The organism is Gordonia alkaliphila (assembly GCF_023017165.1).
Lineage (GTDB): Bacteria > Actinomycetota > Actinomycetes > Mycobacteriales > Mycobacteriaceae > Gordonia > Gordonia alkaliphila.
In genome coordinates, this window is record NZ_JALKBW010000001.1 from 2,871,237 (window position 1) to 2,894,939 (window position 23,703).

Genomic DNA, 23,703 nt, shown 5'->3' on the forward strand with positions numbered 1-23,703 from the left:
GGTGGAGTGAGCATATGCCTGGCGTGAAGAGATCGACCAGGATGGCCGGGCGAATGCGGTCCGGGCGCATCGGCGGACGCCGGGTCGTAGCCGGTGCGGCGCGAGGTGCCTTCGCGAGCGCTGGCTTGAAGCTGCACGGTGCGGACGGCGAGCCGGTGATGGTCAGGGGCACGGCCACGGGAATCGTCGTCGCCGGGATGCGCGGAGCCACGACCGGAAAGTCGACAACAAGCGGACGCCCGAAGGGTGCTGTTCGATATGGCGTCGCGGAGGCCTCGAAGTTGGTTCTCTACGACGGTAAGGGCAATCCGCTGAAGGGCACCGACATTATTTCCGCGCTGGCAGCGACCGGACACGCAGGACTACGTGATGCCAGAGCGAAGCACACTGCGAAGCAATCGGCCCGGCAGTTGATTGCCGCGGTGAAGGCGCAAGAGCGCTTGGTGAAGGCACGACGGGTACGCGCAATCGTGACCGGTGTGACCGAAGAGGGAATGAGTCAATCCGAGGTTGCGGTGCTCGCCGAAATTTCACAGGCGCAGGTGAGCAGAATCATCAAGGCTGCGGGTGCCGACATGCTCACCCCGACGCCCAACGAGATCATCGACGAACGTGACGCAGGTGAGATCGATGACGCAGAAATGCTGGCTCGTCTGATCGAGATCGACTGCACCTACAACCAGTATCCCGACGGTGGCAATGCGGCGGTCGACGCCTTTGTGCCCGGTACATGGAACCAGATCGAGTCGGCGTTCCACGGTGGGCGGATCACCTACGAGCAGTACCGGCTCATCGTCCAGGCACATGCGCAAGAGTTGAGAAATAGTAGCGGCCAGTGAGCGCTGCGTCCGCAGTCGTCGCCGGCCAGCTGGCCAGGCTCACCGAACCCGGTGGGCCGGCGTCTACGGACAGCGTTCGGAGCACGGAGCGGCTGTACATCGCCGATCCTGCGCGTGCATTGATCAGGCGCCAAGTGATCCGCTCGCATCTTGCGCGCCACACCGGGGTCGGTCGAGACCGGCGCGCGGTCGTTACCGCGGGACCGCCCGGCGCGGGGAAATCTACGCGCTTGCGCGAGTCTGCTCGGCCGGATTTTCGTGACATCGATCCGGACGAGGTGAAGGACTCGCTACTACTGCAGGCGATGGCCGATGGGATCTACCAGGACCTGTTCGACCTTGTGCTCGCCGATGACCGTCCAGTAGCCCCGCGAGAACTGGCAGCGCTGGTGCATCGCGAGTCGACAATTGTCGCCGACGAACTGCAAAGGCAATGCCTGAGCAACGGTGAGAACGTGGTCATTCACGGCACACTCGGATGGTCGGGAATCGCCGCGCAGCTGATGGGCCGCCTGGTGGAGGCGGATTACGCGCACCTGGAGATCGTCGATGTTCAGGTCGACCTATCGGAGTGCCGAAGTCGTGCGCTTCGCCGGTGGTGGGAGCGACGGGGCGGGCCAGACGTCCTCGGCGGACGCTTCACGCCGGAGGCCGCCATCGCGGAACTGTACGTCAGTGACTCGGAAACGGTATGCACCCGGCACGCGCGCGAGCTCTTCACGCTGGCGACGTCATCGGAAGCCTTCGAATCCGTCCAGCTCGTCACCTTCGGTCTGGACGGACGGCGACGCATCGAAGATTAGGGACGCAGGGTCTCACCTAGTCGTCTGGCCTGAGCACGTGCACGATATCGGCGCCACGCAGGTGCGCCATACGTTCGGCCGCCGACGTCAGCTGGGACTGGACCTCGTCGGTGAGCGGGGTGAACTCCGTCACCGTGAGGGTGAGGGAGGTGCCGCGTTTGCGGGGCCGCCAGGTGCCGGCGACGCGGCCGTCGACCAGCACGGCGCCCGGCCCTCCGAGGTTCGTGAACACCGCACGGTGGTGGGCCGGATCGACGATCGTCGCCCGGTCCCGTTGACCCAGGTACGGATCCAGCGCGGGCAGCAGGTGCACGCCGCGCGGCGGGGGAGACTCGCGCAGGTCATCGAGGTCCGCGGTGAGCAGCCAGGCTTCGCCGTCGTAGTCGACGGCGGTCAATTCGTCGTCGATCAGCGACCACCAGCCGCCCGTGTCGCCGGTGCGGACACCGAGCCAGGCCGCGAAGTCGTGCCGCGTCGACGGGCCGTAACAACGCAGGTAGCGCCGCACCAGTTCTGCCCGGGCGCGTTCGGGATCGGCGGCGGGGAGGTCGCCGAGCCACTCGCGGCACAGCACGAAGGGCGCGGTGTTGCCCTCGCGCGGCGCGAAGCAGACCAGGCGCTCCAGCGTCAGAATCCGCAGGCAGAAGTGCACCACGGCCTCACCCAGCGGCTGCCCGGGTGCGTGCGGGCCTTCGGCCAGCCAGTGGCGTCGTCGTTCGGTGGACAGCTGCGGCGCGATGGCGGCGGCTGCCTCCGCGCCGAGCGGGCCGATCGGCATCCGGCGGCCGGCCAGGACCGCGGTGACGGCGTCCCGGCACCGGGCCACCGCCTCGTCGAGCGTCAGGTCGAGCGTGGCCAGGGCCGGGATCACGCCCCGAATCAGTTGTGCGCGAACATCTTCCGTGGCGCCGAGGACACCGGTGGTGAAGACCGGTAGATCGGCGACGGGGACGAGGAAGGGTGCACCGCGCATCGACCAGGTTCGTATCAGCGCACCGGAATCCAGAGCGTCGTCGAGGTCCTGCGCGGTCAGCGTCGGCAGGCGCGCGCCGAGGGCGAGCAGCGCGGCCCCGGGCGGGGAGTCGCCGATTCCGCAGGCCCCGGCGGCGGAGGCCAGGTTCGAGGCCGGCGCCGTGAGGTGATGCCGACGAGCCCGAAAGGCGATCACTTGCTCGCGGGTCACCGTGATCGCCATGCCCTCGAGACTAGCGTCAGTTAGGGGTGCCTTACTCGTGCCGACGGATGCCGGTACGGTGAAGCTCATGTCCAAGAAATTCCAGACGATGTCGGTCCTGCGCACCGAATGGCTGACCGATCACATGGTCCGAGTGTGGTTGGGCGGCGAGGGATTCGACGACTTCGCCCCCGCCGCCGATGCCGACGGCGTCGACACCGACATGTACGTCAAGATCGCCTTCCCCGTCGAGGGCGCCGACGACCCGACCCTGCGCACCTACACCGTGCGCCGCTACGACGCGGACGCCCGCGAACTGGCCATCGACTTCGTGGTCCATGGCGACGACGGCATCGCCGGACCCTGGGCGGCCCGCGTCCAGCCGGGTGAACGCGTCACCTTCCGCGGCCCGGGCAGCGGTTACCGGCCCGACCCGACCGCGCCCTGGCACCTGCTGGTCTCCGACGAGGCCGGGCTGCCGGCACTCGCCGCAGCCTTGGAGGCGCTGCCCGGCGACGCGGTCGCGCAGGTCTTCATCGAGGTCGCCGGGGAGGCGGACGAGCTGGAGCTGATCGCGCCTGCGGGAGCGACGATCACCTGGGTGCACCGCGGGGCCACACCCGACGCGGCCGGCGAGGATGCCAGCGGCGACAACGCCCCGGTCATCGCGGCCGTACGCGCCGCGCCCTGGCTCGACGGCGAACCGCAGGTCTTCATCCACGGCGAGGCGCAAGCGGTGATGAAGAACCTGCGTCCCTACGTTCGCAAGGAACGCGGAGTCTCGGCGCAGCGTGCGGCGTCGATCTCCGGTTACTGGCGACGCGGCCGCACCGAAGAGGGCTTCCGCCAGTGGAAGGCCGACGAACGCGCCGCCGGCCAGAACTGACTCACTCGGCGGGTGGTGCCTCGCGGGCCGGGCGCTCGGCGATCGCATCGAGCATCTCGGCCATCGATTCGCGGGTGTAGTCGGCCAGTCGCTGCAGGTGCGGCAGGGTGTCGCGGCAGCCGACGAAGCCGAGCGTCACCGTGTCGGCGTACCCCACCAGCGTCACGTTGAGGCCGTAGCCGTCGACCAGGAACGAGATCGGCACCAGCGTCAGCAGTTCCGCGCCGAGCAGGTACAGCTTGTCCTTGCCCAACACCACGTTCGAGACGGTGAAGTTGAAGAGCGTGGGCGTCTGGTCGCCCAGGCCGGTGTGCTGAGCGATCAGCAGCGGAGTGAGCCCGATCAGCGCGAAGTAGTCCTGCGCGGTGCGGCTCAGATGGTCGATGTCGTCCTTGCCGCGTCGGGTGTGGGCGGCCACCACCTTCATCCGCTCCAGCGGATCGGCGATGTCGGTGCCCAGCGGTGCGACGATGCCGGTCGCGGCGTTCCGGGTGTCCGATTCGCGGGTCAGCCCGATCGGTACCGACGCGGTGAGGCTCTGCTTGGGGAGCGCGTCCTGCTCCAGCAGGTACCGGCGCACGGCGCCGCCGATGATGGACAGCATCACGTCGTTGACCTTGGCGCCGGTGGCCTTCGCGATCTCCTTCAGCGTGGCCAGCTCCATGTTCTCGATGGCCACGCGACGGTGCGGCCCGAGGTGCTGGTTGAACTGCGAATCCGGCGTGCTGACCGCGGTGCGGATCACGCTTTCGGAGCCGAACGTCATCCGGGCCACCCGGTTGAGCACCTCGGCGGTGGCCAGCGTGCCCTCGGTGAAGCGGCGCGGAAGAATCGTCAGCTTCTGCAAGAACCCCATGTCTGGGCTCTCGTCCGGGGTGCCGGTGGGCGGCAGGCCCGTCGGATCGGTGCTGAGCCAGCTCTGGATGGTCTCGACGGCGGCGGCGCCGTCGGTGGCGCAGTGATGGGCCTTGAAGTAGAAGGCGAAGCGGTTGTCCGACAGACCTTCGATGAGGTGGGCCTCCCACACCGGTCGCGACAGATCCAGCGGACGCGAATGCAGGTACTCGACGAGGGTGCCGAGCTCGGCCTCGCCGCCGGGGGCGGGCAGTGCGTGCAGGCGCACGTGGTAGCTCGGGTCCGGGTCGGCCTTCTTCCAGTACGCGGCCACCGCGATCGGAACGTGGGCGATCTCGCTGTCGTATGGGAAGGGGAGATAGGCGAGCGCGGAGAAGGCCTCGTAGACCTGGCGCACGAAGTCGTCGGGGGCGTCCTCGGGAAGGCGGAAGATCGCCAGCGCGCCGATGTGCATCGGTGTGCGCGCGGACTCCATGCGCAGCATGGCGTGATCGAGCGGTGTGAGGAGCTTCATGCTGTGAATCCTAGGCCCGGGTTCGGATTCCTTCCGGAGGATCGCCGCCCGGGTGATTCACATCAAAGGATGCGGTGCTCCTCGATGGGTGGCTGCCTGGGCACGGCGAAGGCGGTCAGAGCCGAGATCACGCAGGCCGCCAGCGCGATACCGGCCGCCCAGAGGTAGGCCGACGACGTCGGTACGCTCACCGGGCCGACATCGTCGGGTCCCGGCACGACGACGCGGGAGGCGGCCAGGATCATGCCGACCACGGCGGTGGCCGCCGAGGTGCCGATCGACCGCATCAGCGCGTTCACGCCGTTGGCTTCACCGGTGTGCGAGACGGGCACCCACAGCATGATCAACGCGGGCATGGCAGAGAACGCGATGCCCAGACCTGCGCCCACGACGATGTTGATGCACAGCAGCCACCACCAGGCGCCCTGCCACGGCCCGCCGAGCATCAGCAGCAGCAGGCCGTAGCCGACGCCGAGGACGGCCGCGCCCAGCGAGAGCGAGATCCGGGGGCCGCGCTGCCGGGTGATCTCGGCGGAGACGTACGAGAACGCGAACATCACCAGGCCGCCGGGCATCAGCACCAGCGCGGCCAGGACCATCGACAGACCCATGCCGACGCTGCCTGCCGACATGGCGGAGGTCGGATCCATCAGGAGCTGGATGGGGATCATCTGCATCGCGTAGAACGCGTAGCCGACGGCGACCGACGAGATGTTGGTCAGCAGCACCGGCCGCGCGATGTTCAACTCCAGGTTGATCAGCGGATTCCGGTGTCGGCGTTCCCACCGCCACCACAGCGCCGAGAACACGACGAAGGCGCCGAACAGACCGAGGATCGTGGGACTGGCCCATCCCCAGGCCGCGCCCTTGGACAGGGCCAACAGCACGCAGGTGAGCAGCGCGGTGAGGCCGACCGCGCCGACCGCGTCGAATCGACCCCCGGTGGCCTCGCCGTGCGTCGGTACCGTCGCGAGAACGGCGACGAGCGCCAGCAGCGCCACCGCGCCGCTCACCCAGAACAGCGCCTGCCAGCTCAACTGCTGGGCGATGACCGCGGCGAAGGGCAGCCCGAGTGCGCCGCCCACCCCCAGTGACGCGCTCATCGCGCCGACCGCGGGACCGAGCCGCGCGGCGGGCACGATGTCGCGCATCAAGGAGATACCGACCGAGACGGCGCCGATGCCGAGACCCTGGAGGCCGCGTCCGACGAGGAAGAGCAGCAGACCGGGGGCCACCGCGCAGACCGCCGAGCCCAACGCCACCGCCGCCATGCTGGCGGCCAACACTCGCCGCTTGCCGAACATGTCGCCGAGCCGTCCCGCGATCGGCGTGACCACCGCGCCGACCAGCAGCGTGATGGTCAGCGCCCACGATGCATTGGTCGGGGAGGTCTCGAGCAGCGTCGGCAGCAGCGGGATCAGCGGCACGATGATCGTCTGCATCAGAGAGACGACGATGCCGGCGCCGCACAGCACGGCGACGGCCAGGCTCGGGTGCTGCTCGGGCGGAGAGGAGGTCACGGCGGCGATTCTGTGGGTGGGAGGAGGGGCGAGTAAGCGTTCGCTTCCCACACGCTATACCGCGGTCGCGATATCTCCATCCCGGTAGACTCGGCCCCATGTCCGGGGTGCTCGACGATTACGCGGAACATCTCCGCTTCGAGATGGGCCGTAGCGCGCACACGGTGCGCGCCTACGTCGGCGACGTGCGCGGCCTGATCTCGTTCGCCGGCGCCCGCGGGGTGGCGATCGCGGACCTCGACCTCGCGCTGCTGCGGGCCTGGCTCGCCGAGCAGAGTCGACGCGGCGCGGCGCGCACCACCGTCGCCCGCCAGGTGTCCTCGGCCAAGAACTTCTGCGCTTGGGCCACCCGCGAGGGCCTGCTGCCCGCCGATCCGGCCACCCGGCTGCAGGCGCCCAAAGCCCATCGCGTGCTGCCCGCGGTCCTGACCCCCGACCAGGCGATCGCGGCGGCGCAGACCTCCGGTGACAGCGACGGTGAGGGCGACGGGAACTCGCCGATGGCCCTGCGGGACCGGCTGATCGTCGAACTGCTCTACTCCACCGGCATTCGCGTGGGGGAGCTGTGCGGTCTGGACCTGGCCGATGTCGACCTCGGTCGGCGCGTGGTGCAGGTGGTGGGCAAGGGGGATAAGCAGCGGGCGGTGCCGTTCGGCGCCCCGGCAGCAGCCGCGATCGACGACTGGCTGCAGACCGGGCGACCGAGGCTGGCGACGGCGACCTCCGGCGAGGCGCTCCTCCTCGGCGCGCGGGGCGGTCGCCTGGACCAGCGGATGGCCCGCACCGTGGTGCACCGGGCGACGGCGGCGCAGGGTGCCGAGGTGGGCCCGCACGGGTTGCGGCACAGCGCCGCCACCCACCTCCTCGAAGGCGGCGCCGATCTGCGCGTGGTGCAGGAACTCCTGGGCCACTCGTCGTTGGCGACGACCCAGCTGTACACCCACGTGAGCGTCGAACGACTCCGGGCGGTGCACGATCAGGCGCACCCGCGGGCCTGACAACAGCGCTCACGGCCAGTCGCCGACCGGTTTGAGTCGGACCACGACCGCGCCCACCAACGCCAGCGGATTCAGATAGCGGGCCGACGATCCCGAACCGAGCCGCGCACCCCAGTGCAGACAGGCGGCCACCGGACAGCCCGGATGGCCCGGCTCGAGGTAGCCCAGCACCTGGCCACGCAGCACGGAGTCGCCGGTGCGCACCACCGCCCGCACCGGCTCGTAGGTGGTGGCGATCTGATCGGGGTGCAGCACCGAGATCGTCGGACGACCGGCCACCGAACCGGCGAACCGCACCCGGCCGGCGCTCGCGGCGATCACCGCGGACTGCGGTGCCGCGCCCAGGTCCACCCCGCGGTGCCCGGCCAGCCAGCGCTGCGCCGGGGGATCGAAGCCGCGCGTCAGCGCCGGGCGCGGAGCCAGCGGCCAGTCGTACCGGACACGCGGGGCGGCGTGAGCCCACGCTCCGGCCATCAGGAGAATCAGCAGTGCACCCGCCAGGCCGAGGGCGCGTCGTCGCGCAGAACTCATGTCGGTTAGACGTTCGTCGGTCGCGAGCGGATCCCCTTTTGGATCCCGGGCGTGTCGACGAGTAAGGTGGACAACTGCATCTCGTCGCATGTCGACGAGGTGACTACGCGCGTTCGCGCGTCCGGCTCTTCCGGCCGGACACCACGACCGAAGCACACGGTCCCGGAGCATTCCGGGCGGCCTCGGTCAGCGGACGCCAGGGCCGATCGTCGACCGACGTTCGGTGCAACCGAGATAAAGGAATACCCATGGCAGTCGTGACCATGCGGCAGCTGCTCGACAGCGGCGCGCACTTCGGACATCAGACCCGTCGCTGGAACCCGAAGATGAAGCGCTTCATCTTCACCGACCGCAACGGCATCTACATCATCGATCTGCAGCAGACGCTGACCTACATCGATCGCGCCTACGAGTTCGTCAAGGAGACCGTCGCCCACGGCGGCACCGTCCTGTTCGTCGGCACCAAGAAGCAGGCCCAGGAGTCGATCGCCGCTGAGGCGACCCGCGTCGGCATGCCGTACGTGAACCAGCGTTGGCTCGGTGGCATGCTCACCAACTTCAACACCGTGCACAAGCGTCTCCAGCGCATGAAGGAGCTGGAAGCGATGGAGCAGACCGGTGGTTTCGAGGGTCGCACCAAGAAGGAAATCCTCATGCTGACGCGTGAGAAGAACAAGCTCGAGCGCACCCTCGGCGGTATCCGCGACATGGCCAAGGTTCCCTCGGCCATGTGGGTCGTCGACACCAACAAGGAGCACATCGCCGTCGGCGAGGCGCGCAAGCTGAACATCCCGGTCATCGCGATCCTGGACACCAACTGCGACCCGGACGTCGTCGACTACCCGATCCCGGCGAACGACGACGCCATCCGCAGCACCGCGCTGCTGACCCGCGTCATCGCCTCGGCTGTCGCCGAGGGCGTGCAGGCACGTGCCGGCCAGTCCGGTGGCGACACCAAGCCCGAGGCCGGCAGCGGCGAGCCGCTGCCCGAGTGGGAGCAGGATCTGCTGACCTCGGCCGAGGCTCCCGCTGCTGAGGCGCCCGCCGCCGAGGCTGCCGCCACCGAGGCCCCCGCGGCCGCCGAATAGTCGACACCGACTAGTCCCACCACTTCTTTTCTGAAGGGAGTCGCCACCCATGGCGAACTACACCGCTGCAGACGTCAAGCGTCTGCGCGAGCTCACCGGCTCGGGCATGCTCGACTGCAAGAACGCCCTCGCGAACAACGACGGTGACTTCGACAAGGCTGTCGAGGAACTGCGTATCAAGGGTGCCAAGGACGTCGGCAAGCGCGCCGAGCGCGCCACCGCCGAGGGCCTCGTGGCCGCTCGTGACGGCGTCATGATCGAGATCAACGCCGAGACCGACTTCGTCGCCAAGAACGAAGAGTTCCAGAAGCTGGCCGACGACGTGCTGACCGCCGCCGTCGCGCTGCGCTCGAGCGACCTCGACGCGCTGAACGCCGCCCCGCTGGGCGACGGCACCGTGGCCGACGCCGTGGAAGCTCTCTCGGCCAAGATCGGCGAGAAGCTGGTTCTGCGTCGCGTCGCCGCGTACGACGGCCCGGTCGCGGTCTACCTGCACAAGCGTGCCTCGGACCTGCCCCCCGCCGTGGGCGTGCTGGTCTCGTACACCGGTGAAGGCGATGCGGCGGCTGAGGCCGCTCGCGGCGCCGCCATGCAGGTCGCCGCGCTGCGCGCCAAGTACGCGTCGCGCGAGGAGGTGCCCGCCGATGTCGTCGCCGCCGAGCGTCGCATCGCCGAGGAGACCGCCAAGGCCGAGGGCAAGCCGGAGCAGGCACTGCCCAAGATCGTCGAGGGTCGCGTGACCGGCTTCTACAAGGACGTCGTCCTGGTGGATCAGGCTTCGGTGACCGATTCCAAGAAGACGGTCAAGCAGATCCTGGAAGAGGCCGGCGCCAGCGTCGTCGGTTTCACCCGCTTCGAGGTCGGCCAGGCCTAAGCGCCGCACCACTTCTTCGGCCCCGGACCTTCCCCGCGCGACAAGCGTGGGGAAGGTCCGGGGCCGAAGTGTTTTCGGCGCGCCCGGCCACTATGCTTAGGAGAGTTTTGGGCACACGAGAGTTGTGCCCATCCCGTGAGCGCGAGGAGCGAAGTTCAAAATGACCGACTCGGCGGCACCCGTACGGCGCGGTGGTTTCAGTAGGGTACTGCTGAAGCTCGGCGGTGAAATGTTCGGCGGAGGCTCAGTGGGTCTGGACCCCGACGTGCTCGGCACCGTGGCCGACCAGATCGCCGAGGTGGTCGCCAGCGGCGCCCAGGTCGGCATCGTGATCGGCGGCGGCAACTTCTTCCGCGGCGCCGAACTGCAGCAGCGCGGCCTGGACCGGGCCCGCTCGGACTATATGGGCATGCTCGGCACCGTGATGAATTGCCTTGCGCTGCAAGACTTCCTGGAGAAACGCGGCATCGATACCCGCGTGCAGACGGCCATCACCATGGGGCAGGTGGCCGAGCCGTACCTGCCGCTGCGCGCCGTGCGTCACCTTGAGAAGGGCCGCGTCGTGATCTTCGGCGCCGGCATGGGCATGCCGTACTTCTCCACCGACACCACCGCCGCCCAGCGCGCGCTGGAGATCAAGGCCGAAGCGGTACTGATGGCCAAGGCCGTCGACGGCGTCTACTCTGCCGACCCGCGGGTGGATCCGAACGCGACCCTCTACCGCGAGATCACCCACCGCGAGGTCCTGGAACAGGAACTGAAGGTGGCCGACGCGACCGCCTTCTCGCTCTGCATGGACAACAACATGCCGATTCTGGTGTTCAATCTTCTCCAGCAGGGCAACATCGCACGCGCCGTGGCCGGCGAAGCGATCGGCACCCTGGTCTCGTCCTGACGGACCCGACTCCACCCTTGACCCGCCAGCCACTCACGACCTAACGACGAAGGAAACCGCTGATGATCGACGACGCTCTGCTCGACGCTGAAGAGAAGATGGATAAGGCGGTCGACCACCTGCGCGAAGACCTGCAGTCCATCCGCACCGGTCGCGCCAACCCGGCGATGTTCAACAAGATCATGGTCGAGTACTACGGTGCGCTGACCCCGATCACCCAGGTCTCGAGCATCAACGCGCCCGAGCCCCGCCTGATCGTGATCAAGCCGTACGAGCAGTCGATCATGAAGGACATCGAGACCGCGATCCGCAACTCCGACCTCGGCGTGAACCCGACCGACGACGGCAACGTGATCCGCGTGTCGATCCCGCAGCTCACCGAGGAGCGGCGTCGCGAATTGGGCAAGCAGGCCCGCGGCAAGGGCGAGGACGCCAAGGTCGCGGTGCGCAACGTGCGTCGCAAGGCCGTCGACGAGCTCAAGCGCATCCAGAAGGACGGCGAAGCCGGCGAGGACGAAGTGGTGCGCGCCGAGAAGGATCTGGACAAGACCACCCACGGCTACACCGAGCAGATCGACGAACTGGTCAAGAACAAGGAAGCCGAGCTGCTCGAAGTATGACCGCACCCGCGCAGTCGAAGACGTCCCGCGCCGGCCGCAATCTCCCCGCCGCCATCGGTGTGGGCGTCGCGCTCGGCGCCGGACTCATCGCCGTCCTCGCGTTGGCCCCCCGCGTGTGGTTCGGGGTGGTCGCGGTGGCGATCGCGATCGCCACCTGGGAGGTGGCCAAGCGGCTGCGCGAAGGGGAGCGGGAAGTCGCGCTGATTCCGCTGCTGGTCGGCGGGCAGGCGATCATCTGGTGTACCTGGCCGTGGGGTCTGACCGGCGGCCTGGTAGCCGTCGGCGGCACCGCGCTGGCGGTCCTGGTGTGGAAGCTGTTCGCGCAGGGGCTCACCGAGGCGCCGCGCGAGTACACGCGTGACGTCTCACTGTCGTTGCTGATCCTGGCGTGGTTGCCGCTGATGGCGATCTTCGCCGTCGACATGGTGCAGCAGGAGGACGGCCGGTACCGCGTCTTCACCTTCCTGATCGTGCTGGTCTGCTCGGATGTCGGCGGCTACGCCGCGGGCATCCTGTTCGGTAAGCACCCGATGGTGCCGGCGATCAGCCCGAAGAAGTCGTGGGAGGGCCTGGGCGGTTCGCTGGTGCTGGCCACCGCGGGCGCCGTCTGCTGCAGCATCTGGCTGCTCGACACGCACTGGTGGATCGGCATGGTCCTCGGCCCGGTACTGGTGATCGTCGGCACGTGCGGCGACCTGATCGAGTCGCAGATCAAGCGCGACCTCGGCATCAAGGACATGGGCACCATGCTGCCCGGCCACGGCGGTCTGATGGACCGCATCGATTCGCTGCTGCCCGGCGCGTTCATCACCTGGGCGATCCTCACCGCCCTGATGTGAGCCCGTCCGCGGGTAGAACGGCTAGTTCTGCTCCTTGCGGGCCTTGTCGACCTTCTTCAGGGCCCGGTGCAGCTCCACCATGCGTGCGGCGCTGATCGCGACGGTGATGATCGCGCCGAGGATGGCCGCGATCAGCAGGCTCACGCCCACCGGCAGGTTGATCTTCCCGAAGATCAGGTCGATCTCCTGGGAGTCCTGGTTCTGCAGGATGAACAACAGCAGGAGGATGGTGACGATCAAGCCGACGATCCACCCGAAATAGGTGGCGCGCGAACGCGTGTGCTTGACGCGATGAGCCTCGTCGACCTTCGGCTCGGGGCGTGGAGCGGGGGCCGCAGCGGGCTGCTCGGCCGCGGTCGGCGGGGTCAGCGGCAGGTCGGCGTCAGGATCGCGAGAGGTCACGCCCTCATCATGGCATGAGACAATGGACGTCGTGAGTAGCCTTCCCCTCGTGTTCAACGCCCCGGCGCGCGGTAAGCCGCCGTTGCATTTCGCCGACCTCGACGAGGCCGGCCGGATCGCAGCCGCGGAGAAGCTGGGGTTGCCCAAGTTTCGGGCGAATCAGCTGGCCAAGCAGTATTTCGCGCGCCTGAACGCCGACGCGACGGAGATGACCGACTTGCCGGCAGCCATCCGCGAAGAGGTGGGCGAGGCCCTTTTCCCGACGCTGATGACGCCGATCCGGCATGTCGCGACCGACTCGGGAACCACGCGCAAGACCCTGTGGCGACTGCACGACGGCACGCTGCTCGAATCGGTCCTGATGCGCTATCCGGAGCGCAACACGCTGTGTATCTCCTCACAGGCCGGCTGCGGCATGGCCTGCCCGTTCTGCGCCACCGGCCAGGGCGGTCTGGACCGCAACCTGTCGACCGCGGAGATCGTCGATCAGGTCCGCGCCGCGGCGCGCGCGCTGCGCGACGGCGACCTGGGGGAGCCCGGACGGCTGTCGAACATCGTCTTCATGGGGATGGGCGAGCCGCTGGCCAACTACAAGCGCGTGGTCGACGCGGTCCGCAAGATCACCTCGCCGGAACCGAACGGTTTCGGCATCTCGGCCCGGTCGGTGACCGTCTCGACGGTGGGCCTGGCGCCGGCGATCCGACGGCTCGCCGATGAGGGCATTCCGGTGACCCTGGCCGTCTCGCTGCATACGCCCGACGACGAACTCCGCGACACACTGGTGCCGGTGAACAACCGCTGGCCTGTTGCCGAGGTCCTCGAGGCGGCGCGCTACTACGCCGACACCACCGGTCGACGAGTCTCCATCGAGTACGCGCTCATCCGAGACGTGAACGATCAGCCGTGGCGCGCGGACCTGCTGGGTGCCAAGCTGCGGAAGGCATTGGGCCAGATGGTGCACGTGAACCTGATTCCGCTGAACCCGACGCCGGGTTCGCAGTGGGACGCGAGCCCGAAGGACGTCGAGCGGGAATTCGTTCGCCGCGTTCAGGAGCAGGGCGTGTCCTGCACCGTGCGCGACACGCGTGGGCAGGAGATCGCCGCGGCCTGCGGCCAGCTGGCGGCCGAAGAAGGCTAGGGCGTCGCACGCCCCGAATACCTAGTCCGCCATACGCAGTCCGAACACGCAAATGCTCACCAGCCGCCGATTGGAGGCTGGTGAGCATTTTCTTCGGTGTAGGTCACGCCGTGACCTATACCGGTACGGTTAAGCGCGCTTCCAGGCGTTCTTGCGGGGGCGCATCTTGAAGGCTGCGTATCCGATCAGCACGACGCCGATGACGATCAGCCAGATGTCTTCGACACGGCCGACGTGGTTGCCCGCCAGCATGCCGAACATGATCAGACCGCTGATGACGGCGGCGATCGCGTAGGTGCGGGGAGCGGTGCCGGACCAGCCGAAACGTGCGGACGGGGCCTCGGGATCCTCCCGAACCCAGCCGGTATCGATGGTGTCGACCTCGGTGCTTGCCACAGGAACTCCTCGGTGTTCGGCAACTGCGGACATTTCGCAGACTGACAGGGCATAAGCATAACCCGAGCCTCGTGCGCCACAATGGCGGGTGTGACGACGCGCGTGTTGATCTTGGGTTCGACCGGTTCCATCGGAACGCAGGCCCTGGAGGTGATCGCCGAACATCCGGAGGTGTTCGAGGTGGTCGGCCTCGGGGCGGGCGGCGGGAGCCTCGATCTGCTGACCCGGCAGGTGGCCGAGACGGGCCTGCCCCCCGAGGCGCTCGCCGTCGCCGATGCGGGCGCCGCCGGGGTGCTGGCCGACCGCGTCGGCGGCCCGGTCTTCGGTGGCGAGGACGCCATGGTCGAGCTGATCGAGAACACCGAGGCCGATGTGGTCCTCAACGGTGTGGTCGGCTCCATCGGGCTGGCCCCGAGCCTGGCCGCACTGCGGTCCGGGGCTCGTCTGGCCCTCGCTAACAAGGAGTCGCTGGTGGCCGGTGGCCGGCTGGTGCTCGACGCGGCCGCGCCCGGCCAGATCGTGCCGGTGGACTCCGAGCACTCGGCGATCGCGCAGTGCCTGCGCGGTGGCACCGCGCAGGAGGTGGACCGGCTGGTGCTCACCGCGTCCGGCGGACCGTTCCGCGGCTGGACGGCCGAGCAGGTCGCCGGCGTCACACCGGAGCAGGCCGGTCGGCATCCGACGTGGTCCATGGGGCCGATGATCACCCTCAACTCGGCGACGCTGGTGAACAAGGCGCTCGAGGTGATTGAAGCGCACCTGCTGTTCGACGTGCCGTACGACCGGATCGATGTGACCGTGCACCCGCAGTCCATCGTGCATTCGATGGTCACCTTCGTCGACGGCGCGACCCTCGCGAAGGCGTCCCCGCCGTCGATGAAACTGCCCATCGCGCTGGCTCTGGGCTGGCCGGACCGGGTTCCGGGGTCGTCGACGCCGCTGGACTTCTCCACCGCCTCGTCGTGGACGTTCGAACCGGTCGACGAGGACGTCTTCCCGGCGATCCGGGTGGCGCGGCAGGCCGGTACCGCGGGCGGGTGCCTCACCGCGATCTACAACGCCGCCAACGAGGTGGCCGCCGAGGCGTTCTTCGCCGGCGCGATCGCCTTCCCCGACATCGTGGCGATCATCGCCGACGTGCTCGCGCAGGCAGATCAGTGGTCGGCGCAGCCAGGTACTGTGGAAGAGGTATTGGCAGCCGATCGGTGGGCGCGCGCATGCGCAGCAGCCCTGATCGCGCAGCGGTCGTGATCAAGTGACGGTAAGGCAGGACCGGAGAAGGTGAGTTCCGAGAAGTGAGTTTTGTTCTCGGCGTGGTGCTGTTCGCACTCGCTCTGCTGATCTCGATCGCCTGGCATGAACTCGGCCACATGTGGGCCGCCCAGGCGACCGGCATGAAGGTACGTCGCTTCTTCGTCGGCTTCGGGCCGACGGTCTGGTCCACCAAGCGCGGGGAGACCGAATACGGCCTCAAGGCCGTGCCGCTCGGCGGGTTCTGCGACATCGCAGGCATGACGCCGTACGACCAACTCGCCGTGGAGGACCGCGAGCGGGCGATGTACAAGCAGTCCACGTGGAAGCGCCTGGTGGTGCTGCTGGCCGGTCCCGCACAGAACTTCCTCCTCGGCTTCGCGCTGGTCGTGGTGGTCGGCCTCGGCTGGGGCCTGCCGGTCCTCGGCGACGCCCCGGTGCACGCCACCAGCGTCGGCTGCGTGGCCCCGTCGACCCACCCGGACGGCACGCTCGTAGACTGCACCGGTCCCGGCCCCGCGGTCGCGGCCGGTGTGCAGCCGGGCGACCGCATCCTGGCCGTCGACGGCCAGACGGTGAGCGGTTCCACCGACCTGATCACCCGCGTGCAGCAGTCGACGGACTCGGTCCGGCTCACCATCGAGCGCGACGGCGTCCAACAGGACCTGACGGTCCCGGTGACGCAGGTGCAGCGGATGACCCGCAATCCGGACAAGACGCTGTCGCCGGTCGAGGTGGGCGCGATCGGCGTCGGCCTGGAACAGACCACGCAGAACCACTACAACGCGCTCACCGTGTGGGGCGGCGCGGCGTCGTTCACCGGCGACATGTTCGCCGAGACCTACAAGGCGCTCATCGCGCTGCCGTCGAAGATCGACGATCTGTGGACCGCGGTGACCGGCGGCGAGCGCGCCGTCGACACCCCGGTCAGCGTGTGGGGAGCATCGGTCACCGGCGGGCAGGCCGTGGAGCACGGCTACTGGGACGTATTCTTCCTGCTGCTGATCAGCGTGAACTTCTTCCTCGGCGCGTTCAACCTGGTGCCGCTGCTGCCGCTGGACGGCGGGCACATGGCGATCGCCCTGTACGAGCGGATCCGCGACACCGTGCGCGGTTGGTTCGGCAAGGCCAAGGCCGGTCCCGTGGACTACTACAAACTTCTGCCGCTGACCTATGCGGTAGTGGCGGTGATGGGCGCCTTCATGGTGCTGACCCTCACCGCCGACATCGTCAACCCGATACAGATCTTCTGATCGCAAGGAGCTGAACATGAGCGGACCGATCGGACTCGGACTGCCCACCCCGCCGCCGGTACTGGCGCCGCGTCGTAAGACCCGACAGCTGTCGGTCGGCGGCGTGGGCGTCGGCAGCGACTCGCCGATCTCGGTGCAGTCGATGTGCACCACGCCGACGCACGACGTCAACGCCACCCTGCAGCAGATCGCCGAACTGACCGCGGCCGGCTGCGACATGGTGCGCGTGGCCTGCCCGCGGCAGGAGGATGCCGACGCGCTCGCCGAGATCGCGCGTAAGTCGAAGATCCCGGTGATCGCCGACATCCACTTCCAGCCCAAGTACATCTTCGCCGCCATCGACGCCGGGTGCGCCGCGGTGCGGGTGAATCCGGGCAATATCAAGGAGTTCGACGGCCGCGTCAAGGAAGTGGCGCAGGCCGCCGGTGCCGCAGGCATCCCGATCCGCATCGGCGTCAACGCCGGCTCCCTGGATCCGCGCCTGATGGCCAAGTACGGCAAGGCGACCCCGGAGGCGCTCGTCGAGTCGGCGCTGTGGGAAGCAGGCCTGTTCGCCGAGCACGGCTACGAGGACCTGAAGATCTCGGTGAAGCACAACGACCCGGTGATCATGGTGGAGGCCTACCGCCAGTTGGCCGCGCAGTGCGACTACCCGCTGCACCTGGGCGTCACCGAGGCCGGACCGGCCTTCCAGGGCACCATCAAGTCGGCCGTCGCCTTCGGCTCGCTGCTGGCCGAGGGGATCGGCGACACCATCCGCGTGTCCCTGTCGGCGCCGCCGGTGGAGGAGATCAAGGTGGGCGACGCGATCCTGCAGTCGCTGAACCTGCGTCCGCGCAAGCTGGAGATCGTGTCGTGCCCGTCGTGCGGCCGCGCACAGGTCGACGTCTACAAGCTGGCCAACGAAGTGACCGCCGGGCTCGAGGGCCTGGAGGTCCCGCTGCGCGTGGCCGTGATGGGGTGCGTGGTGAACGGACCGGGCGAAGCACGTGAAGCCGACCTCGGTGTGGCCTCGGGCAACGGTAAGGGCCAGATCTTCGTCAAGGGCGAAGTGATCAAGACGGTCCCCGAAGCCAAGATCGTGGAGACCTTGATCGAAGAAGCGATGCGCATCGCCGCCGAGACGGGGGAGACTGGGGAGGGATCCCCGGTGGTGACGATCAGCTGACACACGCTCGGGGGTTCGGTAGGAACCGGTAGAGGAGAGGGTCGTGCTGGGACTACTGCGTGATCGGCCGCTCGGGTCTCGCGATGCCGCCGCGGTGAGTCGCGCATTGGCCGTCGACCCGGTGTCCTCGGTCATGGTGGCCGCGCGCGTGGAAGCCTACGGACTGTCGCCGCGGTTCCTCGGCGGCCAGCTGTGGACCGCCGACTGCCCGGAGTCGTCGCTGTGTTTCGCCGGTGCCAATCTGATTCCGTTGTCCGGGACTGCCGCCGACCTCGATCATTTCGCCGAGCGGGCCCTCGCTGGGGCGCGGGTCTGCACCTCCGTGGTGGGTCCCGATCACCTGGCGCTGCCGCTGTGGGAGCGGCTGGCCGCGCACTGGCCGCAGCCGCGGGAGATCCGCGCCGACCAGCCACTGCTCGCGCTGGACGGTTATCCGGACGTCCCGGTCGATCGTGAGCTCCGGCTGGTCACCGCGGCGGACCTGGACGTCTACTTTCCGGCCGCCGTCGCGATGTTCATCAGCGAGGTGGGCGTGGATCCCTGCGCCGGCGACGGCGGTCGCTCGTATCGTCGACGGTTGGCGTCGCTGATCGCCGCACGCCGGGTCTTCGCCCGGTTCGACGGACCGCGAGTGGTCTTCAAAGCCGAGATCGGCGCGCTGTCGCGCCGCGTCGGCCAGATTCAGGGCGTGTGGGTGGACCCCGAGTTCCGCGGCCGCGGGCACGGCGTCGCGGGAACCGCAGCGGTGGCCGCCGCGATCGCCCGGCAGGGCCGCATCGCGAGCCTCTACGTGAACGGGTTCAACACCGTCGCCCGGGAAACCTATCGCCGCGTGGGTTTCCGGCAGGTCGGCACGTTCGCCACCGTCCTGATCGACTGACCGCCGTCGACGCATTCCGAGTGTCCCGTGTTGGAAATTCATTGACGGTATCCCGCGGCCAGATGAACGCCTGGCGGCGTTGTCGTCGGTCGCTGTAGCTGCCGCTACGGCTCCCTCCTCCGCCTTGCCATCCGCCCATCTGACTCGCGGGAACCATTCACCAATTTCCAACACGGGACACTAGGATCGGCGGCGATGGCTCATCTGAAACTGCGGACCGTTGCGGTCGCGCTCATCCTGGCGCTGGTCGGCGCTCTCGTCGCCTGCAGCTCCGAGGACGACGGCCCGCGCCGCATCGCGCAGGACTTCCTGCGCGATTTCGCCGCCCAGGACTTCGCCGCGGCCGCCGCCCGGACCACCGCGCCCGGGCGTGCGGAGCCGGTGCTGAGTGCCGCCTGGGCGGGCCTGGAAGCCGAGGGGATGAGCGCGCGCATCGGCCGGGTGCGGATGGACCAGGACATCGCCGACGTCGACGTGACCTACACGTGGACGCTGCCCGGCAAACGCGAGTGGACCTACCCGGCGACGGTGACCATGAGCCGCAGCGACGCGGGCTGGTCGGTGCGCTGGGCGTCGACCGATGTGCATCCCGCCCTCGGTGCCGACCAACGGCTGGCGCTGTCGACGTTCGCGCCGCCGCGGGCCGCGGTCAACGAGGCCGACGGCAGCGAAGTGATGGGCACCGGCACGGTGGTCGCGATCAGTTTCGACGCCGGCGAGGCCGCGGCGCAGGGTTCGGTGGTCGACTCCGCAGCACGGCTGGTCACCGTCCTGGGACCGTTGATTCCGGGGCTCACCGTGCAAGGCCTCGCCGAGAAGGCGACGGCCAGCGCCGAGCCGCTGCCGCTCGGGACCATCCCGAGTGCCGACTTCGATCGCCTGCGCGATCAGCTCGCCGTCCCGGGAGTGGTGACCCAGGATCAGGCGGTACTGGTGAACCGGGCGCCCGGCTTCGCGACCGCGGTGCTCGATCAGGTCCGGACCCGCGTCGCCGACGACATGGGCGGCGAATCGGGCTGGCGGATCTCGGTGCTCAACCCCAACGGGCTGGTGGCCGACGTACTGGAAGACCATCCGGCGGTACCGGCGCCCGCCGTCGCCCTGACGCTGTCGCGGTCGGTGCAGGACGCCGCGCAGCGTGCGGTGAACGTCGTCGGGCGGCAGGCGATGATGGTGGTGCTGCAGGCCTCCACCGGCAAACTGCTGGCGATCGCGCAGAACCCAGCTGCCGACCGCGGAGGACTGCTGGCCACCATGGGCACCTATCCGCCCGGTTCGACGTTCAAGATGGTCACCTCCGCGGCGGCGATGAGCGCCGACATGGTGACGCCCACCTCGATCGTGCCGTGCCCCGGCGAAATTCAGATCGGGCCGCGTCTGATCCCCAACTACAACGGCTTCTCGCTGGGACCGGTGCCGCTGCAGCGCGCCTTCGCGAACTCGTGCAACACCAGTTTCGCGGACTTGGCCGCGCGGATGGGGCCGTCGGACCTGGCGCATGCCGCGGCGGCCATGGGGCTGGGCGCCCACTACGACATCGCCGGTATCGACTCGGCCGCCGGGTCGGTCCCGATCGAGCCGGATCTGGTGCTGCGCGCCGAAGACGGCTTCGGCCAGGGCACCGTGCTCTCCACGCCGATGGGTATGGCGATCGTGGCGGCGACGGCCGCCACCGGCAAGGCTCCGGTGCCGGTGCTGATCAACGGTCGCGACACGAAGGTGGTGGGTCCGCGTCCGGAGCTGAATCCGGAGGTCTACGCAGCGCTGCGCCCCATGATGCGGGCGGTGGTCACCGAAGGCACCGCGACCTCGATCGGCGGCGTCGGCGCCGTGTACGGCAAGACCGGTGAAGCCGAGGTGGCCGGCGGGTCGCACGCCTGGTTCGCCGGATACCGCGGTGATCTGGCCTTCGCCACCCTGATCGTGCTCGGCGGCGACTCCACCAACGCCGTCAACGTGACGCGCGACTTCTTCTCGCTGCTGCCTCCCGGTCGCTGAGAAGGCTCTCAGGTTATTGTTTTCGCAACGACACCGACGGGCCGACCGCCGGTGCGTCGACGAGAGGACGACACGCATGAGTGGACCGAATCCGTACGGGGGACAGCAGCCCGGGGGAGAGCAGCCTGGCGGCCAGCAGCAACCAGGCTACGGTCAGCAGCAGCCCGGTTACGGTCAGCAGCAGCCCCAGCCCCAGCAGCCCCAGCAGCCCGGCTACGGTCAGCAGCCGGGGTACGGTCAGCAGCCGCCGCAGCAGCCCGGCTACGGCCAGCAGCCCGGTTACGGTCAGCAGCCGCCGCAGCAGCCCGGTTTCGGCCAGCAGCCGCCGCAGCAGCCGGGTTACGGTCAGCAGCCCGGCTTCGGGCAGCCGCAGGCATTCGGCCAGTCGCCGATGCCGGCGGCGGGCGGAGCGGCCGGTGTCGGCCTGATGTCGGGAGCCGCGGCACCCGCCTACTGGGCTTCGGTGGGCTTCGGATTGCTGGCGTTCATCTGCGCGTTCCTGCCGTGGGCCACGGTGTCGGTCAGCTCCAGCATGTTCGGGCAGTCCGCGAGCCAGAGCGAGACGGTCAGCGGCCTGGACGGTGACGACGGCATCTTCACGCTGATTCTGGGCCTCATCGCCGCCGGTCTGGCGCTCGGTGCGCTGTTCGCCGCAGCCCAGGTACCGGTGCTGAAGATGGTGGCGGCAGTCGGCTCCATCGTCACCGGTGTGATCATCGCGGCCATCTCGCTGTACGACATCATCGACATCGCGAGCATGGCCGGTGACCTGGAGGACGCCATGCCGGGCCTGGCGGCGGAAGTCGACGCCGGATCTAGTTTCGGTCTGTGGTTCACCCTGGTGGCCGGTGTGGGCCTGGTGGCCGCGGGCGGGTACGCCCTGACGCTCGTGCGTAAGAACGCCTGAGAACTACGCAGACCGGTCCGGCGAGACGATGAGCTCGCCGGACTCGGGATGTCGGGCCACCGTGACGGGGTGATCGTAGGTGGTGCTCAGCAGCTCCGCCGTCATCACCTCGTCCACGGTGCCGTCGGCCAGGATACGGCCGCCCTTCATCACCGCGACGTGGTCGGCGTAGGCCGCCGCCAACGACAGGTCGTGCACCACCAGCACCACCGTGGTGCCTGCCGCCGCGCGTTCGCGCAGAATCCGGAGCACATGTTCGGTGTGCCCGATGTCGAGCGCGGCGGTCGGTTCGTCGAGCAGCAGGATCGGAGTGTCCTGCGCCAGCGCACGCGCCAGTGACACTCGTGCCTGCTGGCCGCCGGACAGCTGGGGGAACGGTCGGTCGACCAGATCGCCGATCTCGCACGCCGCGATGGCGGCGTCGATCAGTTCTTCCGAGTGCGCGGCCTCCGGGCTGCGCAGCCACGGGTAGCGCCCGAGTTGTACTACTTCACGGACCGTGAACGGGGTGTCGGTCCGATTGAGCTGGGTCACCAGCGCGCGGTGGCGCGCCAGTTCGCGCGTGGGGATGTCGGCGAGGTCGCGCTGATCCAGCAGCACACGACCCGATTTCGGGGTGCGGACCCCGGACAGGATCGACAGCAGCGTCGACTTACCGCAGCCGTTGGGGCCCACGAGCGCGGTGATCTGCGCGGGCGCAGCGGCGAGGGTGACTCCGTGCAGGACGGGTCGGCCGCCGAGGTCGATGTGGATGTCGCGGGCGGTCAGCGAGAGGCCGGTGGCGGACACGATCTCACCACCCGGCCTTCGAGGTACGACGCAGCAGGATGAAGAACACGGGACCGCCGATCAGCGAGGTCAGCATGCCCAGCGGCAGTTCGCCGGCGGTCATGGTGCGGGCCGCCAGGTCGGCGGCGGCGATCGCGAGCGCCCCGCCGAGCACGGACGCAGGCAGCAGGACGCGATGGCGCGGACCGACCAGCAGCCGCATCACGTGGGGCACGATCAGACCTACGAACATCACGATGCCGGTGAAGGCCACCGCGCCCGCGGTCAGGATCGCCACCAGGACGATCACCTGGCGTCGCACCAGCTCCACGTTCACGCCGAGTGCGGCGGCCTGGACATCGCCCAGGGCGAGCAGGTCGAGCTTGTTCACCAGGACCATCGACGCGGCGATCGCGGCGATCACCAGCGGTGCCACCACCTGCACCTGTCCCCAGGTGACGGCCCCGGCCAACGAGCCGAGCTGCCAGAAGACGATCTGCTCGCGGGTCGCGGTGGAGGCGATTGACGTCAGGTAGGCGATGATGCCGAGCGCGAAGGCGTTCACGGCGATACCGGTGAGGACGATCATCACCGTCGAGGTGCCGCCGTCGCGCATCGACAGGACGTACACCGCGAACGTGGTGAACAGGCCGAACAGTGCGGCGGCGCCGGCCACCGCCCAGCCGTTGGTGTCGCTGCCGCCGAGCACGAAAACTAGGCAGGCGCCGACCGCGGCACCCGAGGAGACGCCGATGATGCCCGGCTCGGCGAGCGGGTTGGCCAGCATGCCCTGGAGCAGGCAGCCGCCGGCGCCGAGCGCTGCGCCCACCAGAATGCCCAGCACGATGCGCGGGAAGCGGGACACCCACAGTGCGTCCTCGCCCTGCTGGCTGGGTAGGGGGCCGATGTTCAGATGCCAGTGGTGGGCGATGGAGCCGAGCACCTCGCTCGGGGCGATGCGGATCTGTCCGGTGCCCGCCGAGATCACGACGACGACGACCAGCAGAAGCAGGGTGGCGGCCAGCACCCAGGCGGCGCGACTCCAGCCGGTCGGCGCACGCAGAGCGGCTTGCCGCCGGGCGCGCTGCCGGTTGCGGATCGCCGTA

At 68.9% G+C, this 23,703-nt stretch carries 24 protein-coding genes; 16 read left to right on the plus strand and 8 right to left on the minus strand.

Annotated features, from left to right (window positions below; genetic code table 11):
* Positions 1-14: 14 nt before the first annotated feature.
* Both MUG78_RS13005 and MUG78_RS13010 read left to right on the plus strand, forming a co-directional pair.
* Entirely contained in the window at positions 15-839 is an 825-nt protein-coding gene (locus tag MUG78_RS13005; RefSeq protein ID WP_246995413.1) for a hypothetical protein, read from the plus strand.
* Complete coding sequence (locus MUG78_RS13010) at positions 836-1,642, plus strand: zeta toxin family protein (protein WP_246995415.1); 807 nt, start codon at positions 836-838, stop codon at positions 1,640-1,642. Before MUG78_RS13005 ends, MUG78_RS13010 begins: the two co-directional genes overlap by 4 nt.
* A 16-nt stretch (positions 1,643-1,658) precedes the next feature.
* On the opposite strand, the gene MUG78_RS13015 is transcribed toward MUG78_RS13010, so the two are convergent.
* Positions 1,659-2,837: a winged helix DNA-binding domain-containing protein gene (locus MUG78_RS13015; protein ID WP_246995416.1), complete on the minus strand. Its 1,179-nt coding sequence runs from the start codon at positions 2,835-2,837 to the stop codon at positions 1,659-1,661.
* Positions 2,838-2,904: 67 nt separating this feature from the next.
* Between MUG78_RS13015 and MUG78_RS13020 the strand changes: the two genes are divergently transcribed.
* Positions 2,905-3,702, plus strand: coding sequence for a siderophore-interacting protein (locus tag MUG78_RS13020; RefSeq protein ID WP_246995418.1), 798 nt, complete (start codon positions 2,905-2,907; stop codon positions 3,700-3,702).
* A 1-nt stretch (position 3,703) separates the two neighbouring features.
* Here the strand turns inward: MUG78_RS13020 and MUG78_RS13025 are convergent, their stop codons facing one another.
* Positions 3,704-5,071 (minus strand): WS/DGAT/MGAT family O-acyltransferase, encoded by a 1,368-nt coding sequence (locus tag MUG78_RS13025; RefSeq protein ID WP_246995420.1) that lies wholly within the window; start codon positions 5,069-5,071, stop codon positions 3,704-3,706.
* Positions 5,072-5,133: 62 nt separating this feature from the next.
* On the minus strand, positions 5,134-6,591 hold the full coding sequence (locus tag MUG78_RS13030) for an MFS transporter (RefSeq protein WP_246995422.1): 1,458 nt from the start codon (positions 6,589-6,591) through the stop codon (positions 5,134-5,136).
* 98 nt (positions 6,592-6,689) lie between these two features.
* On the opposite strand from MUG78_RS13030, the gene MUG78_RS13035 reads away from it, so the two are divergent.
* Positions 6,690-7,589, plus strand: coding sequence for a tyrosine recombinase XerC (locus MUG78_RS13035; protein ID WP_246995424.1), 900 nt, complete (start codon positions 6,690-6,692; stop codon positions 7,587-7,589).
* Between the two features lie 9 nt (positions 7,590-7,598).
* On the opposite strand, the gene MUG78_RS13040 is transcribed toward MUG78_RS13035, so the two are convergent.
* Complete coding sequence (locus MUG78_RS13040; RefSeq protein WP_372493231.1) at positions 7,599-8,120, minus strand: M23 family metallopeptidase; 522 nt, start codon at positions 8,118-8,120, stop codon at positions 7,599-7,601.
* A gap of 248 nt (positions 8,121-8,368) precedes the next feature.
* Between MUG78_RS13040 and rpsB the strand changes: the two genes are divergently transcribed.
* From rpsB to MUG78_RS13065, 5 genes are all read left to right on the plus strand, one after another.
* Positions 8,369-9,208, plus strand: a complete 840-nt coding sequence (gene rpsB, locus MUG78_RS13045) for a 30S ribosomal protein S2 (protein WP_246995426.1) — start codon at positions 8,369-8,371, stop codon at positions 9,206-9,208.
* Positions 9,209-9,257: 49 nt separating this feature from the next.
* Entirely contained in the window at positions 9,258-10,082 is an 825-nt protein-coding gene (tsf, locus tag MUG78_RS13050) for a translation elongation factor Ts (RefSeq protein WP_246995428.1), read from the plus strand.
* Positions 10,083-10,242: 160 nt separating this feature from the next.
* Positions 10,243-10,977 (plus strand): UMP kinase, encoded by a 735-nt coding sequence (gene pyrH, locus MUG78_RS13055; RefSeq protein WP_246995430.1) that lies wholly within the window; start codon positions 10,243-10,245, stop codon positions 10,975-10,977.
* Positions 10,978-11,039: 62 nt separating this feature from the next.
* Complete coding sequence (gene frr / locus MUG78_RS13060) at positions 11,040-11,597, plus strand: ribosome recycling factor (protein WP_246995432.1); 558 nt, start codon at positions 11,040-11,042, stop codon at positions 11,595-11,597.
* Complete coding sequence (locus tag MUG78_RS13065; protein WP_246995434.1) at positions 11,594-12,436, plus strand: phosphatidate cytidylyltransferase; 843 nt, start codon at positions 11,594-11,596, stop codon at positions 12,434-12,436. Before frr ends, MUG78_RS13065 begins: the two co-directional genes overlap by 4 nt.
* A 21-nt stretch (positions 12,437-12,457) precedes the next feature.
* Here MUG78_RS13065 and MUG78_RS13070 read toward each other — a convergent pair whose 3' ends face one another.
* On the minus strand, positions 12,458-12,838 hold the full coding sequence (locus MUG78_RS13070; RefSeq protein WP_246995437.1) for a LapA family protein: 381 nt from the start codon (positions 12,836-12,838) through the stop codon (positions 12,458-12,460).
* Positions 12,839-12,869: 31 nt separating this feature from the next.
* Between MUG78_RS13070 and rlmN the strand changes: the two genes are divergently transcribed.
* Positions 12,870-13,976 carry a dual-specificity RNA methyltransferase RlmN gene (gene rlmN / locus MUG78_RS13075; protein WP_246995439.1) on the plus strand — a complete coding sequence of 369 codons (1,107 nt, stop codon included), beginning with the start codon at positions 12,870-12,872 and terminating at the stop codon, positions 13,974-13,976.
* 129 nt (positions 13,977-14,105) lie between these two features.
* On the opposite strand, the gene MUG78_RS13080 is transcribed toward rlmN, so the two are convergent.
* Entirely contained in the window at positions 14,106-14,372 is a 267-nt protein-coding gene (locus tag MUG78_RS13080; protein ID WP_246995441.1) for a DUF2631 domain-containing protein, read from the minus strand.
* Positions 14,373-14,453: 81 nt separating this feature from the next.
* On the opposite strand from MUG78_RS13080, the gene dxr reads away from it, so the two are divergent.
* From dxr to MUG78_RS13110, 6 genes are all read left to right on the plus strand, one after another.
* Entirely contained in the window at positions 14,454-15,623 is a 1,170-nt protein-coding gene (gene dxr / locus MUG78_RS13085; RefSeq protein WP_246995443.1) for a 1-deoxy-D-xylulose-5-phosphate reductoisomerase, read from the plus strand.
* Positions 15,624-15,667: 44 nt separating this feature from the next.
* Positions 15,668-16,876, plus strand: coding sequence for a M50 family metallopeptidase (locus MUG78_RS13090; RefSeq protein ID WP_246995453.1), 1,209 nt, complete (start codon positions 15,668-15,670; stop codon positions 16,874-16,876).
* 16 nt (positions 16,877-16,892) lie between these two features.
* The gene (gene ispG, locus MUG78_RS13095; protein WP_246995455.1) at positions 16,893-18,044 is read left to right on the plus strand and encodes a flavodoxin-dependent (E)-4-hydroxy-3-methylbut-2-enyl-diphosphate synthase; all 1,152 of its coding nucleotides are present in this window, start codon (positions 16,893-16,895) and stop codon (positions 18,042-18,044) included.
* A 43-nt stretch (positions 18,045-18,087) separates the two neighbouring features.
* On the plus strand, positions 18,088-18,924 hold the full coding sequence (locus MUG78_RS13100) for a GNAT family N-acetyltransferase (protein WP_246995457.1): 837 nt from the start codon (positions 18,088-18,090) through the stop codon (positions 18,922-18,924).
* Positions 18,925-19,119: 195 nt separating this feature from the next.
* Complete coding sequence (locus tag MUG78_RS13105; protein ID WP_246995459.1) at positions 19,120-20,922, plus strand: penicillin-binding transpeptidase domain-containing protein; 1,803 nt, start codon at positions 19,120-19,122, stop codon at positions 20,920-20,922.
* 76 nt (positions 20,923-20,998) lie between these two features.
* The gene (locus MUG78_RS13110; RefSeq protein ID WP_246995461.1) at positions 20,999-21,829 is read left to right on the plus strand and encodes a hypothetical protein; all 831 of its coding nucleotides are present in this window, start codon (positions 20,999-21,001) and stop codon (positions 21,827-21,829) included.
* A gap of 3 nt (positions 21,830-21,832) precedes the next feature.
* Here MUG78_RS13110 and MUG78_RS13115 read toward each other — a convergent pair whose 3' ends face one another.
* Both MUG78_RS13115 and MUG78_RS13120 read right to left on the minus strand, forming a co-directional pair.
* Positions 21,833-22,618, minus strand: coding sequence for a heme ABC transporter ATP-binding protein (locus MUG78_RS13115; RefSeq protein ID WP_372493232.1), 786 nt, complete (start codon positions 22,616-22,618; stop codon positions 21,833-21,835).
* Between the two features lie 4 nt (positions 22,619-22,622).
* Positions 22,623-23,696 (minus strand): FecCD family ABC transporter permease, encoded by a 1,074-nt coding sequence (locus MUG78_RS13120; RefSeq protein ID WP_372493291.1) that lies wholly within the window; start codon positions 23,694-23,696, stop codon positions 22,623-22,625.
* Positions 23,697-23,703 lie beyond the last annotated feature (7 nt).

Bases quoted from the DNA above. Each gene is read 5' to 3' on its own strand.
- MUG78_RS13005 (WP_246995413.1), top strand. From the start codon at position 15: ATGCCTGGCGTGAAGAGATCGACCAGGATGGCCGGGCGAATGCGGTCC.
- MUG78_RS13015 (WP_246995416.1), bottom strand. From the start codon at position 2,837: ATGGCGATCACGGTGACCCGCGAGCAAGTGATCGCCTTTCGGGCTCGT.
- MUG78_RS13020 (WP_246995418.1), top strand. From the start codon at position 2,905: ATGTCCAAGAAATTCCAGACGATGTCGGTCCTGCGCACCGAATGGCTG.
- MUG78_RS13025 (WP_246995420.1), bottom strand. From the start codon at position 5,071: ATGAAGCTCCTCACACCGCTCGATCACGCCATGCTGCGCATGGAGTCC.
- MUG78_RS13035 (WP_246995424.1), top strand. From the start codon at position 6,690: ATGTCCGGGGTGCTCGACGATTACGCGGAACATCTCCGCTTCGAGATG.
- MUG78_RS13040 (WP_372493231.1), bottom strand. From the start codon at position 8,120: ATGAGTTCTGCGCGACGACGCGCCCTCGGCCTGGCGGGTGCACTGCTG.
- rpsB (WP_246995426.1), top strand. From the start codon at position 8,369: ATGGCAGTCGTGACCATGCGGCAGCTGCTCGACAGCGGCGCGCACTTC.
- tsf (WP_246995428.1), top strand. From the start codon at position 9,258: ATGGCGAACTACACCGCTGCAGACGTCAAGCGTCTGCGCGAGCTCACC.
- pyrH (WP_246995430.1), top strand. From the start codon at position 10,243: ATGACCGACTCGGCGGCACCCGTACGGCGCGGTGGTTTCAGTAGGGTA.
- frr (WP_246995432.1), top strand. From the start codon at position 11,040: ATGATCGACGACGCTCTGCTCGACGCTGAAGAGAAGATGGATAAGGCG.
- MUG78_RS13065 (WP_246995434.1), top strand. From the start codon at position 11,594: ATGACCGCACCCGCGCAGTCGAAGACGTCCCGCGCCGGCCGCAATCTC.
- dxr (WP_246995443.1), top strand. From the start codon at position 14,454: ATGGCGGGTGTGACGACGCGCGTGTTGATCTTGGGTTCGACCGGTTCC.
- ispG (WP_246995455.1), top strand. From the start codon at position 16,893: ATGAGCGGACCGATCGGACTCGGACTGCCCACCCCGCCGCCGGTACTG.
- MUG78_RS13105 (WP_246995459.1), top strand. From the start codon at position 19,120: ATGGCTCATCTGAAACTGCGGACCGTTGCGGTCGCGCTCATCCTGGCG.
- MUG78_RS13110 (WP_246995461.1), top strand. From the start codon at position 20,999: ATGAGTGGACCGAATCCGTACGGGGGACAGCAGCCCGGGGGAGAGCAG.